The organism is Streptomyces sp. SKN60, from assembly GCF_026236535.1.
Classification (GTDB): domain Bacteria; phylum Actinomycetota; class Actinomycetes; order Streptomycetales; family Streptomycetaceae; genus Streptomyces.
Window position 1 is genome coordinate 14,402 of the sequence record NZ_JAHTMW010000016.1, and the last position, 17,328, is coordinate 31,729.

The window sequence follows — 17,328 nt, forward strand, 5'->3', positions numbered from 1 at the left end:
CACATCTCAACAGATGGCAACAGAGAAGTAATGAGTTTTCCTCGAACCGCCGCCGTTGACCGAGTGACCGAAGTTGTCCGAGTGACCGAAGTCGCCGAAGTGCCTTGGGAGGTCGCGTTGTCGAACCGCCGTGTCCGTGGTGCCCTCGCCGTGCTGCTCGCCGCCTGTGCCGTATTCGCCCTGGGAGCCTGCGAGTCGGGGTCCGACGAGAACAAGCCGGTTTCCGGGTCCGGGAGTTCGGGGAAGAACCCGGCGATCGTGGCACCCGGCAAGCCCGGTGAGCCCGCCCGGCGGGTCTCGCCGGAGGAGGCGGCCCGGATGATGCCGGACGAGCGCCCCAACGGCGCCGACTACAGCTATGTGCAGATGATGATCGAGCACCACCGCCAGGCCCTCACCATGACCGCGCTCGCCCCGCAGCGCGCGAAGGACCCGCAAGTCCGCAAGGTCGCCGAGCGGATCTCGGCGGCGCAGGGGCCGGAGATCGGCGCGATGGAGGGCTGGCTGAAGAACAACGGCGGTCCGCGTCCGATGACCGGCCATGACCACCACGCGATGCCGGGCATGGCCACCGAGGCGCAGCTCGCGCAGCTGCGGGGCGCCAAGGGGGCGGCCTTCGACAGCCTCTTCCTGAAGCTGATGATCACCCACCACGACGGGGCGATCACGATGGCGGCGGACGTGCTGAGCCAGGGCAACAACGTGCTCGTGGAGGAGATGGCGAGCGATGTGATCGCGCAGCAGTCGGCCGAGATCGACCGGATGCGGTCGCTGTAGGGCACCGAGGGGAGCTTGAGTACCGGGGTCAGCCGATCGGTTGACCCCGGGGTCGGCCGGGCGGCCGTCGGGAACGGGCCGGCGGGCGGAGTCGCCGCCGGGGGTACGGGGCCGAGGATGGACCAGGGGCCGCGCACCGGCCCGCGCCCCACCGTCCCGACGGCCCGAACCCCGATCCCCGAGGAGCCCCCACATGCCCGGTCCCGCCGACCTGAGCCTGCTCGCCGCCGCTCGCCGGGGCGATCCGGCCGAGGTGCGCGCCGCGCTCGACGAGGGCGCCCGCGTCGAGGCCCGGGACGAGGAGCTGAGCACCCCGCTGCTGCGGGAGACCGACATCGACGTCGACCACGTCAACGACCTGGGCTGGACGGCCCTCCTGGAGGCGGTCATCCTCGGCGACGGCGGCCGCGCCCACCAGAAGGTGGTGGCGCTGCTGCTCGCCGCCGGCGCCGACCGGAACCTCGCGGACGGCAAGGGCGTCACCCCGCTCACGCACGCCGAGCGCCGCGGCTTCGCGGAGCTCGCGAATCCGCTGCGGGGCTGAGGCTCTACTCCTCGCCCAGGCGGGCGGACTGGGCCTCGGTGGCGGTGAGGATGCTGTCCAGGAGGCCGGGGAAGAGCGCTTCGAGGTCGTCGCGGCGGAGGGTGTTGAGCTTGGTCGTGCCGCGGTAGAGCTGGCGGACCACGCCGCTCTCGCGCAGGACGCGGAAGTGGTGGGTGGTGGTCGACTTGGTGACCGGCAGGACGAAGGACGAGCAGGCGAACTCCTCGCCCTCGCCGCGGACCATGTCCCGGACGATCCGGAGCCGGACCGCGTCGGAGAGGGCGTGGAGCACGGCTTCGAGGCGGATCTCGGCGCGCTCGGGGTGCTCCAGGACCCGGGGGTTGGTCGCGGTGGTCACGGCGGCGGCTCCACGGCTGTCGGGGTCGGGGGACTTCATTGTACGAGAGTTCTCGTAGTTTGACAGATGCCGTACTACGATGCGTATCGTACGAGCGTCAGCCCGAGGCAGCATCCGTCACGCCGACGAGGAGTCCGTCATGAGCGCCGCCCTGTTCGAGCCCTTCACCCTGCGGTCCGTCACCGTGCCCCATCGGGTCTGGATGGCCCCGATGTGCCAGTACTCGGCGGAGCCGACGGGTCCGGGCGCCGGCGTCGCGGGCGACTGGCACTTCGCGCACTACGCCTCCCGGGCCACCGGCGGCGCCGGGCTGATCCTGGTCGAGGCGACCGCGGTCGCTCCCGAGGGCCGGATCAGCCCCTTCGACCTCGGGCTCTGGGACGACGCGCAGATCGACGGGCTGCGCCGGATCGCCGCGTTCCTGACGGAGCACGGCACCGTGCCGGGCATCCAGATCGGTCATGCCGGGCGCAAGGCCGCCACCAAGCAGCCCTGGGAAGGCCGCGGGCCGGTCGACCCCGCCACCGGCCTCGGCTGGCAGCCGGTCGGCCCGAGCCCGGTCGCCTACGCCGACGACCACCAGGAGCCGACCGAGCTGACGGTCGACCAGATCCACGCCGTCACCGAGCGGTTCGCCGACGCCGCCCGGCGCGCGCTCGCCGCCGGCTTCCAGGTCCTGGAGGTGCACGGAGCCCACGGCTATCTGATCGGCGAGTTCCTCTCCCCGCACAGCAACCGCCGCACCGACGCCTACGGCGGCTCCTTCGAGAACCGCACCCGGCTCGCCCTGGAGGTCGTCGACGCCGTGCGCGCCGTCTGGCCGGAGGAACTGCCGCTGTTCTTCCGGATCTCGGCCACCGACTGGCTGGACGAGCAGGGCTGGACGGCGGACGAGACCGTGCGCTTCGCCGCCCTGCTGCGCGAGCACGGCGTCGACCTGCTCGACGTGTCCACCGGCGGCAACGGCGGGCCGGCCCGGATCCCGGTCGGCCCCGGCTACCAGGTGCCCTTCGCCGCCCGGGTGAAGGCGGAGACCGGACTGCCGGTCGCGGCCGTCGGTCTGATCACGGAGAGCGAGCAGGCCGAGAAGATCGTCGCCAACGGCGAGGCGGACGCCGTGCTCCTCGGCCGCGAGCTGCTGCGGGACGCCTCCTGGCCGCGCCGCGCGGCCCGCGAACTGGGCGCCGAGATCTCCGCGCCCGCGCCGTACGCCTGGGCGATCTGAGCCCGCCAACACGCCTCTGACCAGGGGCGGAGCAGGCTCCGGACGCCGTTGTCAGTGGTGGGGTGCAGACTGGCCCGTATCCGCGACAACGGCGTCCTGGAGGTGTCGGCATGACCGACGTAGTACTGACCGTGGGCACCCGCAAGGGGCTCTTCATCGGCCGCGGGCGAGACGGCCGATGGGAGTTCGACGCCCCCCACTTCAACGCGCAGGCGATCTATTCGATCGGGATCGACACCCGGGGTGATCGCCCGAGAATCCTGGTCGGCGGGGACAGCTCCCACTGGGGACCCTCCGTCTTCCACTCCGACGACCTCGGCACGAGCTGGACCGAGCCGCCCCGGCCGGCGGTCAAGTTCCCGCAGGACACCGGGGCTTCACTGGAGCGGGTGTGGCAGCTCCATCCGGCACCCGCGCACTCCCCCGGCGTCGTGTACGCGGGGACGGAGCCTGCCGCGCTCTTCAGGTCGGCCGACGGCGGCGAGTCCTTCGAGCTGGTGCGCCCGCTGTGGGAGCACCCGACCCGGGACCGCTGGGTGCCGGGCGGGGGCGGCGAGGCGGTGCACACCGTGGTCACCGACGCCCGGGACCCGGACGCGGTGACGGTGGCGGTGTCGACCGCCGGCGTCTTCCGGTCCCGGGACGGCGGCGCGAGCTGGGACCCGGCCAACCAGGGGGTGTCGGCGGTCTTCCTGCCCGATCCCAACCCCGAGTTCGGGCAGTGCGTGCACAAGATCGCCCAGGACGCCGGGGACCTGGACCAGCTGTATCTGCAGAACCACTGGGGCGTCTTCCGCAGTGACGACGGGGGCGGCCGGTGGACGGACATCGGCGAGGGGCTGCCGTCCGACTTCGGCTTCGCGGTCGCCGCCCACCCCCACCGCCCGGACACCGCCTATGTGTTCCCGATCAACGCGGACGCCGACCGGGTGCCGGCCGGCCGCCGCTGCCGGGTCTACCGGACCACGGACGCGGGGGCGAGCTGGGAGCCGCTGTCCAAGGGCCTGCCGGAGGGCGATCACTACGGGACGGTGCTGCGCGACGCGCTGTGCACCGACGACGCCGACCCGGCCGGGATCTACTTCGGCAATCGCAACGGCGAGGTGTACGCGAGCGCGGACGACGGCGACAGCTGGCAGCTGCTCGCCGAGCACCTGCCGGACGTGCTGTGTGTACGGGCGGCGGTGATCGGCTGAACAGTGGGGATCGGGTCCGGCGGCGGTCGGGCGGCGCTGTCGGTGTGCGCCAGTAGAGTGACGGCGTGGCAGCAAGACCGTTGAACGAAATCGTCGAGGCCGGCTGGGCGAACGCCCTTGCGCCGGTGGCCGAACGCATCGCCGCGATGGGCGACTTCCTGCGCCAGGAGATCGCCGCGGGGCGGACCTACCTCCCGTCGGGGGCGAACGTCCTGAGGGCGTTCCAGCAGCCCTTCGACGAGGTGCGGGTCCTCATCGTCGGCCAGGACCCCTATCCCACCCCCGGCCATGCCGTCGGGCTCAGTTTCTCGGTGGCTCCGGAGGTGCACCCGCTGCCGCCGAGCCTGGAGAACATCTTCCGGGAGATGAACACCGACCTGGGCCTCCCCCGGCCCTCGAACGGTGATCTGACCCCGTGGACCCGGCAGGGCGTCCTGCTCCTCAACAGGGCGCTCACCACGGCCCCGCGCCGTCCGGCGGCGCACCGGGACAAGGGCTGGGAGGCCGTCACCGAGCAGGCCATCCGGGCGCTCGCCGCGCGCGGGAAGCCGCTGGTGTCGGTGCTGTGGGGGCGGGACGCGCGCAATCTGCGCCCGCTGCTCGGCAATCTGCCGGCCATCGAGTCCTCGCACCCCTCGCCGATGTCCGCCGACCGCGGCTTCTTCGGCTCCCGTCCGTTCAGCCGCACCAACGAGCTGCTGCTCCGGCAGGGCGCCCAGCCGGTGGACTGGCAGCTGCCGTGACAGCGGCCGGCGCGGAGCGGGCCTTCGTCGTCGGGGTGGACTCCGGCGGCTCGGGCCTCCGGGTCGCGCTCGCGCGCGCCGGGGACGGCGAACGGGACGGGCGGATCCTGGAGACGGTCACGTCCGGGGAGCCGGTGCGTACCGGGCCGGGCGGGATCGACGCCGGGCAGCTGCTCGGCCGGCTGCTGCCGGCCGTGGACGCGATGGCGGCCCGGGCCGGCGGCGGGGCGGTCCGCGCGGTCGCCGTCGGGGCGGCCGGGATGGCGACGCTAGGCGACCGGCTGCGGGCCGAACTGCCGGGCGCGCTCGCCGAGGCCTGGGGCGTGCGGCGGCTCGCGCTCGCGGCGGACGCCGTCACCGCGTACGCCGGGGCACTCGGACAGCGGCCCGGCGCGGTGGTCGCGGGCGGCACCGGGCTGATCGCTCTCGGCACCGATCTGTCCGGCTGGCGCCGGGCGGACGGCTGGGGTCATCTGCTCGGCGACTGCGGCAGCGGCGCCTGGATCGGCCGGGCCGGTCTGGAGGCGGCGATGCGGGCGTACGACGGACGGCGCGGTGGTTCGGCGGCGTTGCTCGCGCGGGCCGAGGAACGGTTCGGGCCGGCCGCCGGGTTGCCGGCCGCGCTCTACCCCCGTACCGACCGGCCGGCCGTCCTCGCCTCGTTCGCGCCGGACGTGGCCGCGGCCGCCGGGGCGGGCGATCCGGTCGCAAGCGGAATCCTCGCCGAAGCCGGCCGGCGGATCGCGGAGGCAGCGGCGGCCGTCCTCCCGGCGAGTCCCGACGGCCCGGACGGCGAAGTGGCGTTCACCGGGGGGCTGTTCAGGATCGGCGAGGCCCTGCTCGGGCCGCTGCGGGCCGAACTGGGCAGGATGGCTCCGGGGGTTCGCGAAGTGCCCGCGGCGGGCGATCCGCTGGTCGGGGCGGTGACGATCGCGGCCGCGCTCGCGGGCGGAACGCTCCGGCTGCCGGAGGACCCGCGCATGCTCCAAGTCACCAGGTAACAGCAGTTCCCGGCCAGTTCGGACATAGCGGGGCAGAAGTCGCCCGACTGCACCTCAGCGAGCCGGGCGGCGCACGAAACCAGTAGCATGCGGCGCCATGAGCTCCCCCACTGGGCCCACTCCCGGGCTGCCTGTACGAATGCCGCGACCCCGCCAGTCCGGGCGGCACCGTCGCCCTGAACCCGTGGCGGCGCCCGAGGGCGCTCCGACCCTGGTGCTCGCCGTTCCCGGCGTGCCGTCGGCCGCCATACGCTCGCTGGCCGAGGAGGTCGTGAGCATCGCCCGCTCGGAGCTGCCCGGCCTGGAGGCCGTGATCGGCTACCTGGACGGCGACGACACCGAGTACCCGACCCTGACGTCGGTCCTCACCGCGGTCTCCGCCCTGCGCACCGAGCGTTACGAGATCGCCGTGGCCGCCGGCCGCGAGGTCGCCGCCCCCGAGGGCCCGGCCGCGGTCGTGGTGCCGCTGCTCGCGGGCCCGGACAGCGCGCTGACCCGCCAGATCCGCCAGGCCGTCATGGACGCCGGCAACAACGCCGAGCTGACCGATGTGCTCGGTCCGCACCCGCTGCTCGCCGAGGCGCTGCACGTGCGCCTGTCCGAGGCCGGTCTGGCCCGCGCCGACCGCGCGCGCCTCTTCACGGTCGCCACGGCGGCCGACGGCATCATCCTGGCCACCGTGGGCGGCGAGGAGGCCGTGCAGGCCGCCGGCATCACGGGCATGCTGCTCGCGGCCCGGCTCGCGGTGCCGGTGATGGCGGCCGCGCTGGACCAGGACGGTTCGATCGCCTCGATCGCCGAGCAGCTGCGCAACGCCGGTGCGGAGCAGCTCGCGCTCGCCCCGTACCTGATCGGCCCGGAGCTGTCCGAGGGGCTGCTCGACGCGGCCGCCAAGGAGGCGGGCTGCGCGGCGGCCGAGCCGCTCGGCGCGTACCCGGCGATCGGCCGGCTGGTGCTCTCGCAGTTCATGTCGACCCTCGGCATCGCCCCGCAGCCGGGCGCCTCGGTGCGCTAGCCGCACCTCGGCGCCCGTAACCGGAACCCGAAAGCGGAACCGGGAGCGGTACCGCGCGACGTACGACCGTGACGGGAAGGGCCCGCACCGGAGAGATCCGGTGCGGGCCCTTCCCGTGCGCGGTCCCGCGCACGGGCGGCCGTCAGGCGAAGACCACGCAGGAGGCGGCGGGCGCCGGGATCGACCCGACCCGCTCCGGCAGCCCGGTCTCCGGGTCGACGGTGAACCAGGTGACGTCGCCGGAGCGCTCGTTCGCCGCGTACAGGTGCCGTCCTGAGGGCGCGAGGGTCAGATCCCGGGGCCAGTCGCCGCCGCAGGGCACGGAGGCGGTCAGCCGGGCGCTCGCGCCGTCCTCGGCGAGCGCGAGCACGGCGAGGGTGTCGGCACCGCGCACGGCGGCCCACAGGAAGCGTCCGTCGGGAGCGACGACGACCTCGGAGGGGTAGCAGGCCCCCTGGGCACCCTCGGGCACCACGGGCGTCTCTCCGAGCGGCGTGAGCACGCCCGCCGCGGCGTCCCAGCGGCACACGGTGACGGTGGGCTCCAGCTCGTTCAGGACGTACGCGTGCCCGCCGGCCGGGTGGAAGGCGAGGTGGCGCGGCCCGGTGCCGGGGCGCAGGGCGGTGCTGCCGTGCGTCCGGAGGGTGCCCGTGGCGGCGTCGAGGGCGCCGACGGTCACGGAGTCGGTCCCGAGGTCCACGGCGAGCACCCAGCGTCCGCCGGGGTCGGGCAGCACCTGGTGCGCGTGCGGAGCCTCCTGCCGGCCGGCGACGGGTCCGCCGCCCTCGTGGCGCACCTGCCCGGTGACGGGCCCGAGGGAGCCGTCGGCGGCGACGGGCAGCACGGAGACGCTGCCGGAGGTGTAGTTCGCGGTGAGCAGGTGTCCGCCGGTGACGGCGAGGTGTGTGGGGCCGGCGGCGCCCACCGGCACGGGCGGCCCGAGCGGGCGGGGTGTGGGCCCGGTGATGTCGAAGGCCGCGGCGGCGCCGTCCTTGGTCTCGGAGACGGCGTAGAGCACGTCTCCGTCGAGCGCGAGGAACGACGGGTCGTCGACCGCGTCGCTCGAACCGGTGACGGCGAGCGCGCCCGTATCCGGATCCACGTCGGCGGCGAGCACCCCCTGCCCGCCGGCCGATGTGAACGAGCCGATGTACGCCCGCCCCGGGCGCCGTGCGCCCGTCTGCCCTGTCCGCGTGTCGTTCACGGCGCCTCCCCTGTCCCTGGGGCCAGCCACGACCGACCGGCCGCCGTCCGAGGTGACGTTAGCAGGCGGTCTAGACCAAAGGTGGGCGACCGGGGGAAGCGGGGATCAGGCCGCCGGGACCAGGGGCGAGCCGGGCGCGGTGCGCAGCGGGGTCGCCAGGGCGGTGAGGGCGTGCTCCAGGGCGTGGAGGTGGGTCAGGGCGGCTTCCGCGCCGGGGTGGTGGGCGGGCAGGGCTGCCTCGGTGGGGGTCTGCGGTCGGTTCGGGGCGACCGGCGGTACGAGGGCGTGGACGGCTGCCTCGACGCGCCAGGCGGCGGCCGCGAGGCGGGCGTCGTGCGAGGCGTCGGGGTCGGCGGCGACGGCGGCGAGCCCGCGGCTCTCGCGGGCGCAGGCGTCGAGCAGGTCCAGGACGTGCCGGGCGCGGGCCTTGCGGGCGCGCAGCGGGCTCAGCGGGTGGACCAGCGGGGCCAGGGTGAGCCGGGCGCGGGAGAGCAGCAGGTCGAGTTCGGCGGCGTGGGCGGCCGGGTCGGCGTGCGGGTCGCCGGCGAGGCGGCGGGCCGCGGCGCTGGTGCAGGCGTGCACGCAGCCGACGGCGCGCTGGATCCAGGCGTTGGTGGCCGCGTGGGTGGTGACCGGCAGCAGGGCGACGCCGACGGCCGCGCCGAGGGCGCCGACCGCGGTCTCCTCGAAGCGGAGCAGCAGCAGCCCGGGGTGCAGGACACCGAGGAGCCCGTAGAGGAGACCGGCCATGACGGTCACGAAGAACATCATCCAGCTGTACGAGAGCGGCGCGGTGTAGAAGATGCCGAAGACGCACAGGGCGACGAGCGCGGCCGTCGGGGCGGGGGCGCCGCCAAGGGGGATCGCCACGAGCAGTCCGGCGGCGATGCCGGTGACGGTCCCCACGACCCGGCGGAAGCCGCGGACCAGGGTCTCGCCGCGCGAGGCGGTGTTGACGAAGATCCACCAGGCGGTGCCGACGGCCCAGTACCAGCGCTCCTCGGAGAGGATCTGGCCGGCGGCGAGGGCGACGGCGCAGGCGGCCGTGGCCTGGAAGGCCTGCCGGGTGGTGGGCCGGGCGAGGCCGGTGCCGGGCAGCGGTGCGGGCGCGGCGGGCGGCGGCACGCGCCGCTCGATGCACCAGAAGCCGAAGCGGACCGCGCCGGCCGTGCCGAGCGCCAGCAGCACCGCGCCGAAGAGCTCGGGCAGCTGGGCGGGCACGGCGTGCAGGAACTGGGTCACGAAGAACTGCATGAAGGCGAAGATGCCGAGCGCGTGGCCGCGCGGGCCCCAGCGCCGCGCGTACACCCCGGCGAAGACCACCAGGAGCCACGCGAGGTCGCGCAGCAGCGGCGCGCCGTGCAGCACGGTGGCGAGCGCGAGCACGGGGAAGCCGGCCAGCGGGAGCAGGGCCGTGGTGACGGCCTGCCGGCGGACGGTGGGGTCGGCGACGGTGAAGAGCGCGAGCAGCGCGGCGAGGCCGGCGGTGATGGACGCGGTCAGGGAGAGGCCGGCCAGTTCGGCGACGGCCACGGCGAGGCCGACGCCGAGGACGGCGCGGCTCGCGACCCGCAGCCGGACCTTGCCGGGGTCCGGCGCCACGCACACATGGCGCAGCAGTCTGCCGGTGGCCGCCAGGGCCTTCTTCATGACGGTCGTTCCGCCCCCGCTGTGGTACACACACCCTCTTCACGCATCACGGACGCTTCCCGCGTCCCGGACGTACTCATGGACTCATGGACGTACACATGACGAAGGCGCCGCGGGTCCGGGGTCCGGCCACCTCGCCGGTCCGGCGCGTGCGCGGCGCCATCTGTGCATTTCTCCTTCGAAGGAAAACATCCATCGGCTCACTGGCTCAACCGACTCCCCGACTGGTGGGCCATTGGTACAGTCGAAGGGTCGGTGACACGGCCAGAAGGAGGCCAACGGACCATGGCGGTGGACGAGCTCGACACCCGCATCCTGCGGCTGCTCATCGAGCAGCCGCGCACCAGCGTGCGCGAGTACGCGCGGATCCTGGGCGTGGCCCGGGGCACCGTGCAGGCCCGGATCGACCGGCTGGAGCGGGACGGCGTGATCACGGCCACCGGCCCGGTGCTGTCCCCCGCGGCGCTCGGCCACCCCGTGCTGGCCTTCGTGCACATCGAGGTCACCCAGGGGCATCTGGACGAGGTCGGGGACGCGCTGGCGGGCGTCGCGGAGATCGTCGAGGCCTTCTCCATCACCGGCGGGGGCGATCTGCTGACCCGGGTGGTGGCCCGCGACGCGGGACATCTGGAGGACGTGATCCAGCGTCTGATCCAGCTTCCCGGCGTGGTCCGCACCCGCACCGAGATCGCGCTGCGCGAGCGCGTGGCGCACCGACTGCTGCCGCTGGTGGAGGCGGTGGGCCGCGGGAGCAGCACGTGACGGGCTTGGTGTTTCCTCCAGGAGGGAGGGCAGCTGCCAGGAGGATGTCCCACAGCTGATTGCAGATGAGATCCCGTCCCACCTAGGCTGGCGCACATGCAGTCCTACACCATCGGTCAGGCCGCGCGGCTGCTCGGCGTCAGCCCGGACACCGCGCGCCGCTGGGCCGACGCCGGGCGGGTCGCCACGCATCGCGACGAGGGCGGCCGGCGGCTCATCGACGGGCGCGACCTGGCCGCGTTCTCGGTCGAGCTCGCGCAGGCGGCCGGGACGGGGGACGAGGAGGAGCCGTACACCTCGGCCCGCAACGCCTTCCCCGGCATCGTGACCGCCGTCAAGCTCGGCGACATCGCCGCCCAGGTCGAGATCCAGGCCGGGCCGCACCGGCTCGTCTCGCTGCTCACCCGCGAGGCGGTGGAGGAGCTGGGCCTGGAGGTCGGTATGCAGGCCACCGCCCGGGTGAAGTCGACCAGCGTGCACATCGACCGCACCTGAGCACCTGGTCCCCGCGTGTCGACGAACCGGTCCCGCACCCCGATCGCCCTCGCCGTCCCCGCCCTGCTCGGGGTCGCGTTCCTGCTGCTGCCGCTGCTCGGCATCCTGGTGCGCACCGAGTGGAGCGAGCTGGGCGCGCATCTGACCGCCGCCGGGACCGTCGAGGCGCTGCGGCTGTCGCTGATCGTCTCGTTCTGCGCGCTGGGGCTCTCGTTGCTGTTCGGCGTGCCGCTGGCGTGGCTGCTCGCCCGGGTGCCGTTCCCGGGCAAGGCCTTCGTACGGTCCCTGGTGCTGCTGCCGATGGTGCTGCCGCCGACCGTGGGCGGAGTCGCGCTGCTGCTCGCCTTCGGGCGGCGCGGGCTGCTCGGGCCGTGGCTGGAGGACACCTTCGGCATCACCCTGCCCTTCCACACCTCCGGCGCGGTGCTCGCGGCGACCTTCGTCGCCATGCCGTTCCTGGTCATCAGCCTGGAGGGCGCGCTCGGCGGGCTCCGGCCGCGGTACGAGGAGACGGCGGCCTCGCTCGGCGCCTCGCCGCTGCGGGTGTTCTTCACGGTCACGCTGCCCATGGTCGCCCCGGGTCTGGTCGCGGGCGCGGCACTGACCTGGGCGCGGGCGCTCGGCGAGTTCGGCGCGACGATCACGTTCGCGGGGAATCTGCCGGGCACCACGCAGACCCTGCCGCTCCAGGTCTACCTCCTGCTCCAGGACGAGCCCGAGGCCGCGACCTCGGTCTCGCTGCTGCTCCTGGTGATCGCGATGGCGGTGCTGATCGCGCTGCGCGGGCGCTGGACGGGTTCGCCCGCGGGCGGGCGCCCGGTGCGCGCGGCCGCCGCCCCGGCGGAGCCGGAGCGCGCGACGGGCACGGACCCCACCTCGTACGCCCCGGTCCCGTATGACCCCGTCTCGTACGAGAAGGGGGTGGCCGGACCGGGGGACGCGGTCGGCGACGGGGCGCGCTGGGCGCTGCACGCCGAGGTCAGCGGCTTCGACCGGCTCACGCTGGACGCCGAGCCCGGCACGACGATCGCCGTCGTCGGGCCGAACGGGGCCGGGAAGACCACCCTGCTGCGGGCCCTGCTCGGGCTGACCCCCCGGGCGCACGCGCGGCTGACCCTCGGGGACGCCGATGTCACCGACCTCGCCCCGCACCGGCGGCAGGTCGCGTGGGTGCCGCAGGACGGGGCGCTGTTCCCGCATCTGTCGGCGCTCGCGAACACCGCCTACGGGCTGCGAGCCCGGGGTGTGCCGCGGGCCGAGGCGCGCGCGGCCGCGCAGGCCTGGCTCGACCGACTGGGCGTCGGGCACCTCGCCCGGCGCAGGCCCGCCCAGTTGTCCGGCGGGCAGGCGCAGCGGGTCGCGCTCGCCCGGGCGCTCGCCGCCCGGCCCCGGCTGCTGCTGCTCGACGAGCCGCTGGCCGCGCTCGACCAGACCACCCGCGCCCAGGTACGGCACACCCTGCGCGGCCATCTCGCGGCCTTCGGCGGGGTATGTCTGATCGTCACCCACGACCCGGTGGAGGCGGTGTCGCTCGCCGACCGGGTGCTCGTCCTGGAGGACGGGCGCGCCCTGCAGGACGCCTCCCCCGCCGAGGTCTCGCGCCACCCGCGCTCGCCGTGGGTCGCGCGCCTCCTCGGCCGGAACGCCTGGCCGGCGACGGCGAGCGGGGCGGGCGGGCGGCTCGCCCTGGCCGGCGGCGGCTCGCTGCTCGCGGCCGATCCGGTGCCGGCGGGCGCGGAGGTCCTCGCGATCATCCCGCCCGAGGCGGTCGCCGTGCACCGCGAGCGCCCCGGCGGCAGCCCCCGGAACGTCTGGCCCGGCACCGTCCGCGAGATCACCGCGAGCGGCAGCCGGCTGCGGGTCCTCGTCACCTCGGACCAGGTGCCGCCGCTGGTCGCCGAGATCACCCCGCAGGCGGCCGCCGAGCTCGCCCTGGCGGACGGCGCGCCGGTGTGGACGGGCGTGAAGGCGACCGAGGTCACCGTCGTCACCCTGTGACCGGGGTTCCCGGCGGGTCCGAAATCCCGTGGCCCGCCCGGGGGTTCTGTGGCAGCGTGCCAGCCGCCCGTCCCCAACCCCGGATCCGGAGCGTCCCATGACCGTCCCCGCCCGCCTCGTACCCCTCCTCGAACAGTTCGAGTTCACCCGCGACCGGCTGGTGAACCGGCTCCGCGGGCCGGTGGTGGACAGCGGGAACGGCACCGAGGTGCCGGTGCCGCCGCTGACGGACGACGAGTACCGGTGGGAGCCGGTGCCGGACTGCTGGTCGGTGCGCCGGAAGGCGGACGGGCCCGGGGCGCGGGCCACGGTGCTGACCGGGGCCGGGGACTGGGGGCGGGACGCGACGCCGGCGCCGCATCCGGTGCCGGCGCCGTTCACCACGATCGCCTGGCGCACCAGCCATCTGGCGGAGATGTTCACGCTGCGCACCGACCACACCGCCGGTGGGCGGACGCTCACCCGGGACGACTTCCGCAGCCACGGGGACGCGGCCACGGCCGTCGCCGATCTGGAGCGGGCGATGGCGGGCTGGCACGCGATGCTGCTGGGGCTGACCGACACGGATCTCGACACCATTGGATACTGCAGCTATCCACACGGCAGCGATCCCGAGGACGCGCTCGTCGACGTCGTGTGGTGGATGAACCAGGAACTGCTTGCGCACGGCGCGGAGATCGCCCTGCTCAGGGACCTGTACCGGTCCCGCGGCTGACCCTCCGGGCAAGGGGCGAGGGGGCGACGGGCGAGGGCCCGCGTGGGACGATGGAGGTGATCCATCCTTCGCAAGCGAAGAAGGCGACATGTCCAGGATCAATGCCTCCATCGACATCGCACGTCCGCCCGAAGAGGTCTTCGCCTACATCACCGACCCCAGCCATCTGCCCGACTGGCAGGAGAGCGCGGTGAAGGTGACGCCTCGCCGTGGCACCCCCGGCACGGTCGGCTCGCAGGTCGCCGTCACCCGGCACATGGGCAAGCGGGACTTCGACATGACCATGCAGGTCATGGAGCTCGACCCGCCGCGCAGCTGGCACATCCACGGCGTGGACGGACCGGTCCGCGGTGACGTCCAGGGCAGCATCGAGCCACTGGACCAGGGCACCCGCTCACGGCTGACGCTCTCCCTCGACTTCGAGGGGCACGGCATCGGGAAGGCCCTCGTGCCCCTTGTCGTGAAGCCCCGCGCGCGCAAGGAGATGCCACGTGACGAGGAGCACCTGAAGGGCATCCTGGAGGCCGGCTCCACCGGCTGACCGGCACCCCCCACACACGCCGTCGTACGAGCTCACACCGTCGTACGGGGTACGAGCTCACACCGTCGTACGGGCGAGCAGGACGGCCACGTCGTCCTGCGCCGGGCCCTCGGGCAGCCCGGCCAGGAGCTCGTCGCACACGGCGTCCAGCGGGCGGTCCATGGCCCGCAGCGCGGCGGCGACCCGGGCCATGCCCTGGTCGAGGTCCCGGTCACGGGCCTCGATGAGGCCGTCGGTGTAGAGCACCAGGAGGCCGCCCGCGGGCAGGGTCACCTCCTGGGTGCCGAATTCGTGGGCGCCGGTGCCGAGCGGGGTTCCGGGCGGGCCGTCGAGGAAGGTGACGGTGCCGTCGGGGGTCACGGCGGCCGGCGGCGGATGGCCGGCCCGGGCGACGGTCCAGCGCGCGTCGGCGGGGTCGTACACCGCGTACACACAGGTGGCCATCTCGTCCTCGCCGAGGTCGTCGACGACGGCGTCCAGGGAGCTGAGCATCCGGGCCGGCGGGATGTCGTGGCGGGCGAGGGTGCGCACGGCGGTGCGGAGCTGGCCCATGACGGCGGCCGCGTGGATGCCGTGGCCCATGACGTCGCCGATGACGAGCGCGGTGCGGCCGCCGGGCAGCGGGACCACGTCGAACCAGTCGCCGCCGACGTCGTGGTCGCTGGCGGGCAGATAGCGGCCGGTGAGTTCGAGGCCGGGGACGTCGGGGAGGGCGTTGTTGGTGAGGCTGCGCTGCAGGGTGAGGGCGGCCTGCCGCTGGGTGGTGTAGAGGCGGGCGTTGTCGATGTTGGTGGCGGCGCGGGCGACCACCTCGTCCATCAGGATCCGGTCCTCCTCGTCGAAGGGTTCGCGGCGGCGCAGCCGGGTCACCGAGACCGTGCCGAGGACCTTGCCGCGGGCGACCAGGGGGATCAGCCGGGCGGCGCCGATGCGGGTGGCGAGATAGCGGCGCAGGGCTTCGAGGCGCGGGTCGCGGATGAGGGCGGGGACGTCGGTGACGTACAGGTCCATCGGGCGGGCCTCGGTGATCACCTCCTCGTAGACGGAGTCCAGGGGGATCTGGAAGGTCTGGCCGGGGGCGAGCAGGGCGGTGGGGGCACTGGGATCGGGGAAGCGGGCGGCGAGCCGGCGCAGGATGCCGCGGGTGGCGGCGGTGGACTCGTCGGGGTCGAGGACGGATTCGAGGAGCTGGACGTCTGCGGAGTCGGCCAGCTGGGGGACGAGGAAGTCGACCACCTCCTCGGCGGTCTGCCGCAGGTCGAGGGTGGTGCCGATGCGGGCGCCGGCCTCGGCGAGCAGGGCGAAGCGGTGGCGGGCGCGTTCGACCTCGATGTGCGCCTGCTGGCTCTCGGTGATGTCGATGAGGGAGGCGATGACGCCGAGCGGGTGGCCGCCGTGGTCGAGGAGCGGCGCGTAGGAGTTGGACCAGATGTGGTCGTGGCTGGGGTCGGCGGGGGTGCGGCCGGCCCGGCGGGCGTCGACGACGGCGGTGCCGGTCTCCAGGACCTGGCGCATCAGGGCCTCCAGGGCGCCGGCGTTGATGCCGGGGACGACCTCGGTGAGACGGCGGCCGATGTGGTCGGCGGCGGGGACGCCGTTCATCCGGGCGAGGGCGTCGTTGACACGCAGGAAGCGCAGGTCGGGGCCGAGGGTGGCGAGGCCGATGGGTGACTGGGTGAAGAGCGATTCGAGGGCGGCGAGGCTGTCGCGCATGCGCAGGACCTGGGAGGTCTCGAAGGCGATGAGCATGGCGCCGGGGAGGCCGTCCGGGTCGGCGGCGGGCACGATCCACATCTCCATGGCGACCGAGTGGCCGTCCCGGTGGCGTACGGGGAGGGTGCCGACCACGGTCTCGCCGGACTGCACCTTCTGGGTCAGCCGGTCGGCGAGCTCGCGGTTGGCGTCGGGGACGAGGAGGGGCGTGGCGAGGCGGCCGATGACGTCCTCGGGGCGGTAGCCGAGGAGGTCCTGGGCGGCCAGTGACCATTCGACGATGCGGCCGCGCGCGTCCTCGCGCCACAGCGCGATGGGCAGCAGGTCGTTGAGCACGCCCGCGTACCCGACGGCCGCCCGGGGCGGCTGCGGGACCCTGCTCGGCGACTGGTGAGTGTCCAACGCATCGACCTACGCATCGGCCGGGCCCCGAGGGGCGCATCCGCGATTCCTACCGAATCACCCTATCTGAGACATAAGGGGCGGGCGCTCCGCAGTGCGGCCGGCAGCGGCGTCGCCGCCGCGCACCGGGGCCGCGCCCAGCCCCTGGCGTTCCCCCGTGCGCCACCCGACCCTTCCCCCGGTCGGGTGGCGGGCGCCGGATCAGGCGCCGGCGGCGGCCGCCGCCGCTGCCGCCGCGCGGGCCTCGCCCTCGGCGCGGGAGCGCTTGGCGGTGCGGACGGTCCACAGGACGAGGAGGCCGAGGGTGCCGTAGATGAGGATCGGGTTGACGACCACCATGGCGTCGACGGTCAGCACGTACGACAGGACGACACGCGCGGCGGCCTCGATCAGATAGGCGGCGCCCCAGACGATCGTCATCGTCCGCATCACGCCACGGAAGCCCTCGAACTGCCACAGGCCGTTCCACCAGGCGTGACTTTCCGGGGTGCCGTCGGTCGAGAAGCGGCGCCCGAAGTAGAACATCAGCGGCCGGGGCGCGAGGAGGGTCACGAGGCAGAGCACGCCGAAGAGGCCGGTGACGGCCGAGTCCTTGACGAGCAGGGCTCGGGTGGAGTGGGTGCCGACGAGCGAGACGACGGCGGTGAGGACGAGGAAGAAGATCGTGACGATCGCGAACTCGTCGAGCTTGCGGTGCCAGACCAGGTGCACGAGGGTGTCGAGCACCGGCCAGGCGCCACTGAGGAGCAGGGCGCCGAACTCGCTCCAGCCGTGGTCGACGAGCGCGTTGTAGGTGAGGGTCGGGGCCACGACATTGAGGCCGATGGTGAGCACCCAGCCGATGGCGGTGGCGGCGCCGGAGCGGGCCGGCGGGCCCGGCTGCGCGGTGGTCGCGGACATGGTTTCCCCCTGAATGGGCCGCCCTGATGGACGGCCCGAATGAGCTGCATGAGCCGCATGAGTCGATTGCCTGAATGAATGCCTGAAAC

Annotated in this window: 17 protein-coding genes; 12 read left to right on the forward strand and 5 right to left on the reverse strand. The window is 74.3% G+C overall.

The genetic code is table 11. The annotated features are described in order from the left end of the window. Positions 1-117 precede the first annotated feature (117 nt). On the forward strand, positions 118-777 hold the full coding sequence (locus tag KV205_RS25310; RefSeq protein WP_265866913.1) for a DUF305 domain-containing protein: 660 nt from the start codon (positions 118-120) through the stop codon (positions 775-777). 193 nt (positions 778-970) lie between these two features. Then, positions 971-1,321 carry a hypothetical protein gene (locus KV205_RS25315; protein ID WP_265866914.1) on the forward strand — a complete coding sequence of 117 codons (351 nt, stop codon included), beginning with the start codon at positions 971-973 and terminating at the stop codon, positions 1,319-1,321. 4 nt (positions 1,322-1,325) lie between these two features. On the opposite strand, the gene KV205_RS25320 is transcribed toward KV205_RS25315, so the two are convergent. Beyond that, entirely contained in the window at positions 1,326-1,718 is a 393-nt protein-coding gene (locus KV205_RS25320; RefSeq protein ID WP_265866915.1) for a helix-turn-helix transcriptional regulator, read from the reverse strand. Between the two features lie 100 nt (positions 1,719-1,818). Between KV205_RS25320 and KV205_RS25325 the strand changes: the two genes are divergently transcribed. From KV205_RS25325 to KV205_RS25345, 5 genes are all read left to right on the forward strand, one after another. After that, complete coding sequence (locus tag KV205_RS25325) at positions 1,819-2,904, forward strand: NADH:flavin oxidoreductase/NADH oxidase (protein ID WP_265866916.1); 1,086 nt, start codon at positions 1,819-1,821, stop codon at positions 2,902-2,904. Positions 2,905-3,014: 110 nt separating this feature from the next. After that, a complete protein-coding gene (locus tag KV205_RS25330) occupies positions 3,015-4,100 on the forward strand; it encodes an exo-alpha-sialidase (protein WP_265866917.1) in 1,086 nt (361 codons plus the stop codon). A gap of 65 nt (positions 4,101-4,165) precedes the next feature. Continuing rightward, positions 4,166-4,843, forward strand: coding sequence for a uracil-DNA glycosylase (locus KV205_RS25335; RefSeq protein WP_265866918.1), 678 nt, complete (start codon positions 4,166-4,168; stop codon positions 4,841-4,843). Beyond that, positions 4,840-5,844 (forward strand): BadF/BadG/BcrA/BcrD ATPase family protein, encoded by a 1,005-nt coding sequence (locus KV205_RS25340; RefSeq protein ID WP_265866919.1) that lies wholly within the window; start codon positions 4,840-4,842, stop codon positions 5,842-5,844. Before KV205_RS25335 ends, KV205_RS25340 begins: the two co-directional genes overlap by 4 nt. Positions 5,845-5,941: 97 nt before the next feature. Then, entirely contained in the window at positions 5,942-6,859 is a 918-nt protein-coding gene (locus KV205_RS25345; RefSeq protein ID WP_265866920.1) for a sirohydrochlorin chelatase, read from the forward strand. Between the two features lie 142 nt (positions 6,860-7,001). Here KV205_RS25345 and KV205_RS25350 read toward each other — a convergent pair whose 3' ends face one another. Both KV205_RS25350 and KV205_RS25355 read right to left on the reverse strand, forming a co-directional pair. Then, positions 7,002-8,063, reverse strand: a complete 1,062-nt coding sequence (locus tag KV205_RS25350; RefSeq protein WP_265866921.1) for a lactonase family protein — start codon at positions 8,061-8,063, stop codon at positions 7,002-7,004. A gap of 105 nt (positions 8,064-8,168) precedes the next feature. Beyond that, complete coding sequence (locus KV205_RS25355; protein WP_265866922.1) at positions 8,169-9,713, reverse strand: FUSC family protein; 1,545 nt, start codon at positions 9,711-9,713, stop codon at positions 8,169-8,171. Positions 9,714-9,998: 285 nt separating this feature from the next. Here KV205_RS25355 and KV205_RS25360 point away from each other — a divergent pair, with 285 nt between their 5' ends. From KV205_RS25360 to KV205_RS25380, 5 genes are all read left to right on the forward strand, one after another. Continuing rightward, positions 9,999-10,475: an Lrp/AsnC family transcriptional regulator gene (locus KV205_RS25360; RefSeq protein ID WP_265866923.1), complete on the forward strand. Its 477-nt coding sequence runs from the start codon at positions 9,999-10,001 to the stop codon at positions 10,473-10,475. Between the two features lie 96 nt (positions 10,476-10,571). Continuing rightward, positions 10,572-10,970: a molybdopterin-binding protein gene (locus tag KV205_RS25365; protein ID WP_265866924.1), complete on the forward strand. Its 399-nt coding sequence runs from the start codon at positions 10,572-10,574 to the stop codon at positions 10,968-10,970. 15 nt (positions 10,971-10,985) lie between these two features. Further along, positions 10,986-12,968: an ABC transporter permease gene (locus KV205_RS25370; RefSeq protein WP_265866925.1), complete on the forward strand. Its 1,983-nt coding sequence runs from the start codon at positions 10,986-10,988 to the stop codon at positions 12,966-12,968. A 97-nt stretch (positions 12,969-13,065) separates the two neighbouring features. Then, a complete protein-coding gene (locus tag KV205_RS25375) occupies positions 13,066-13,683 on the forward strand; it encodes a DinB family protein (RefSeq protein WP_265866926.1) in 618 nt (205 codons plus the stop codon). A gap of 88 nt (positions 13,684-13,771) precedes the next feature. Next, entirely contained in the window at positions 13,772-14,224 is a 453-nt protein-coding gene (locus tag KV205_RS25380; RefSeq protein ID WP_265866927.1) for an SRPBCC family protein, read from the forward strand. Positions 14,225-14,281: 57 nt separating this feature from the next. Here KV205_RS25380 and KV205_RS25385 read toward each other — a convergent pair whose 3' ends face one another. Further along, positions 14,282-16,339 carry a SpoIIE family protein phosphatase gene (locus KV205_RS25385; protein WP_265866928.1) on the reverse strand — a complete coding sequence of 686 codons (2,058 nt, stop codon included), beginning with the start codon at positions 16,337-16,339 and terminating at the stop codon, positions 14,282-14,284. A 201-nt stretch (positions 16,340-16,540) separates the two neighbouring features. Beyond that, positions 16,541-17,239, reverse strand: a complete 699-nt coding sequence (locus tag KV205_RS25390; RefSeq protein WP_265866929.1) for a VC0807 family protein — start codon at positions 17,237-17,239, stop codon at positions 16,541-16,543. Positions 17,240-17,328: the final 89 nt, after the last annotated feature.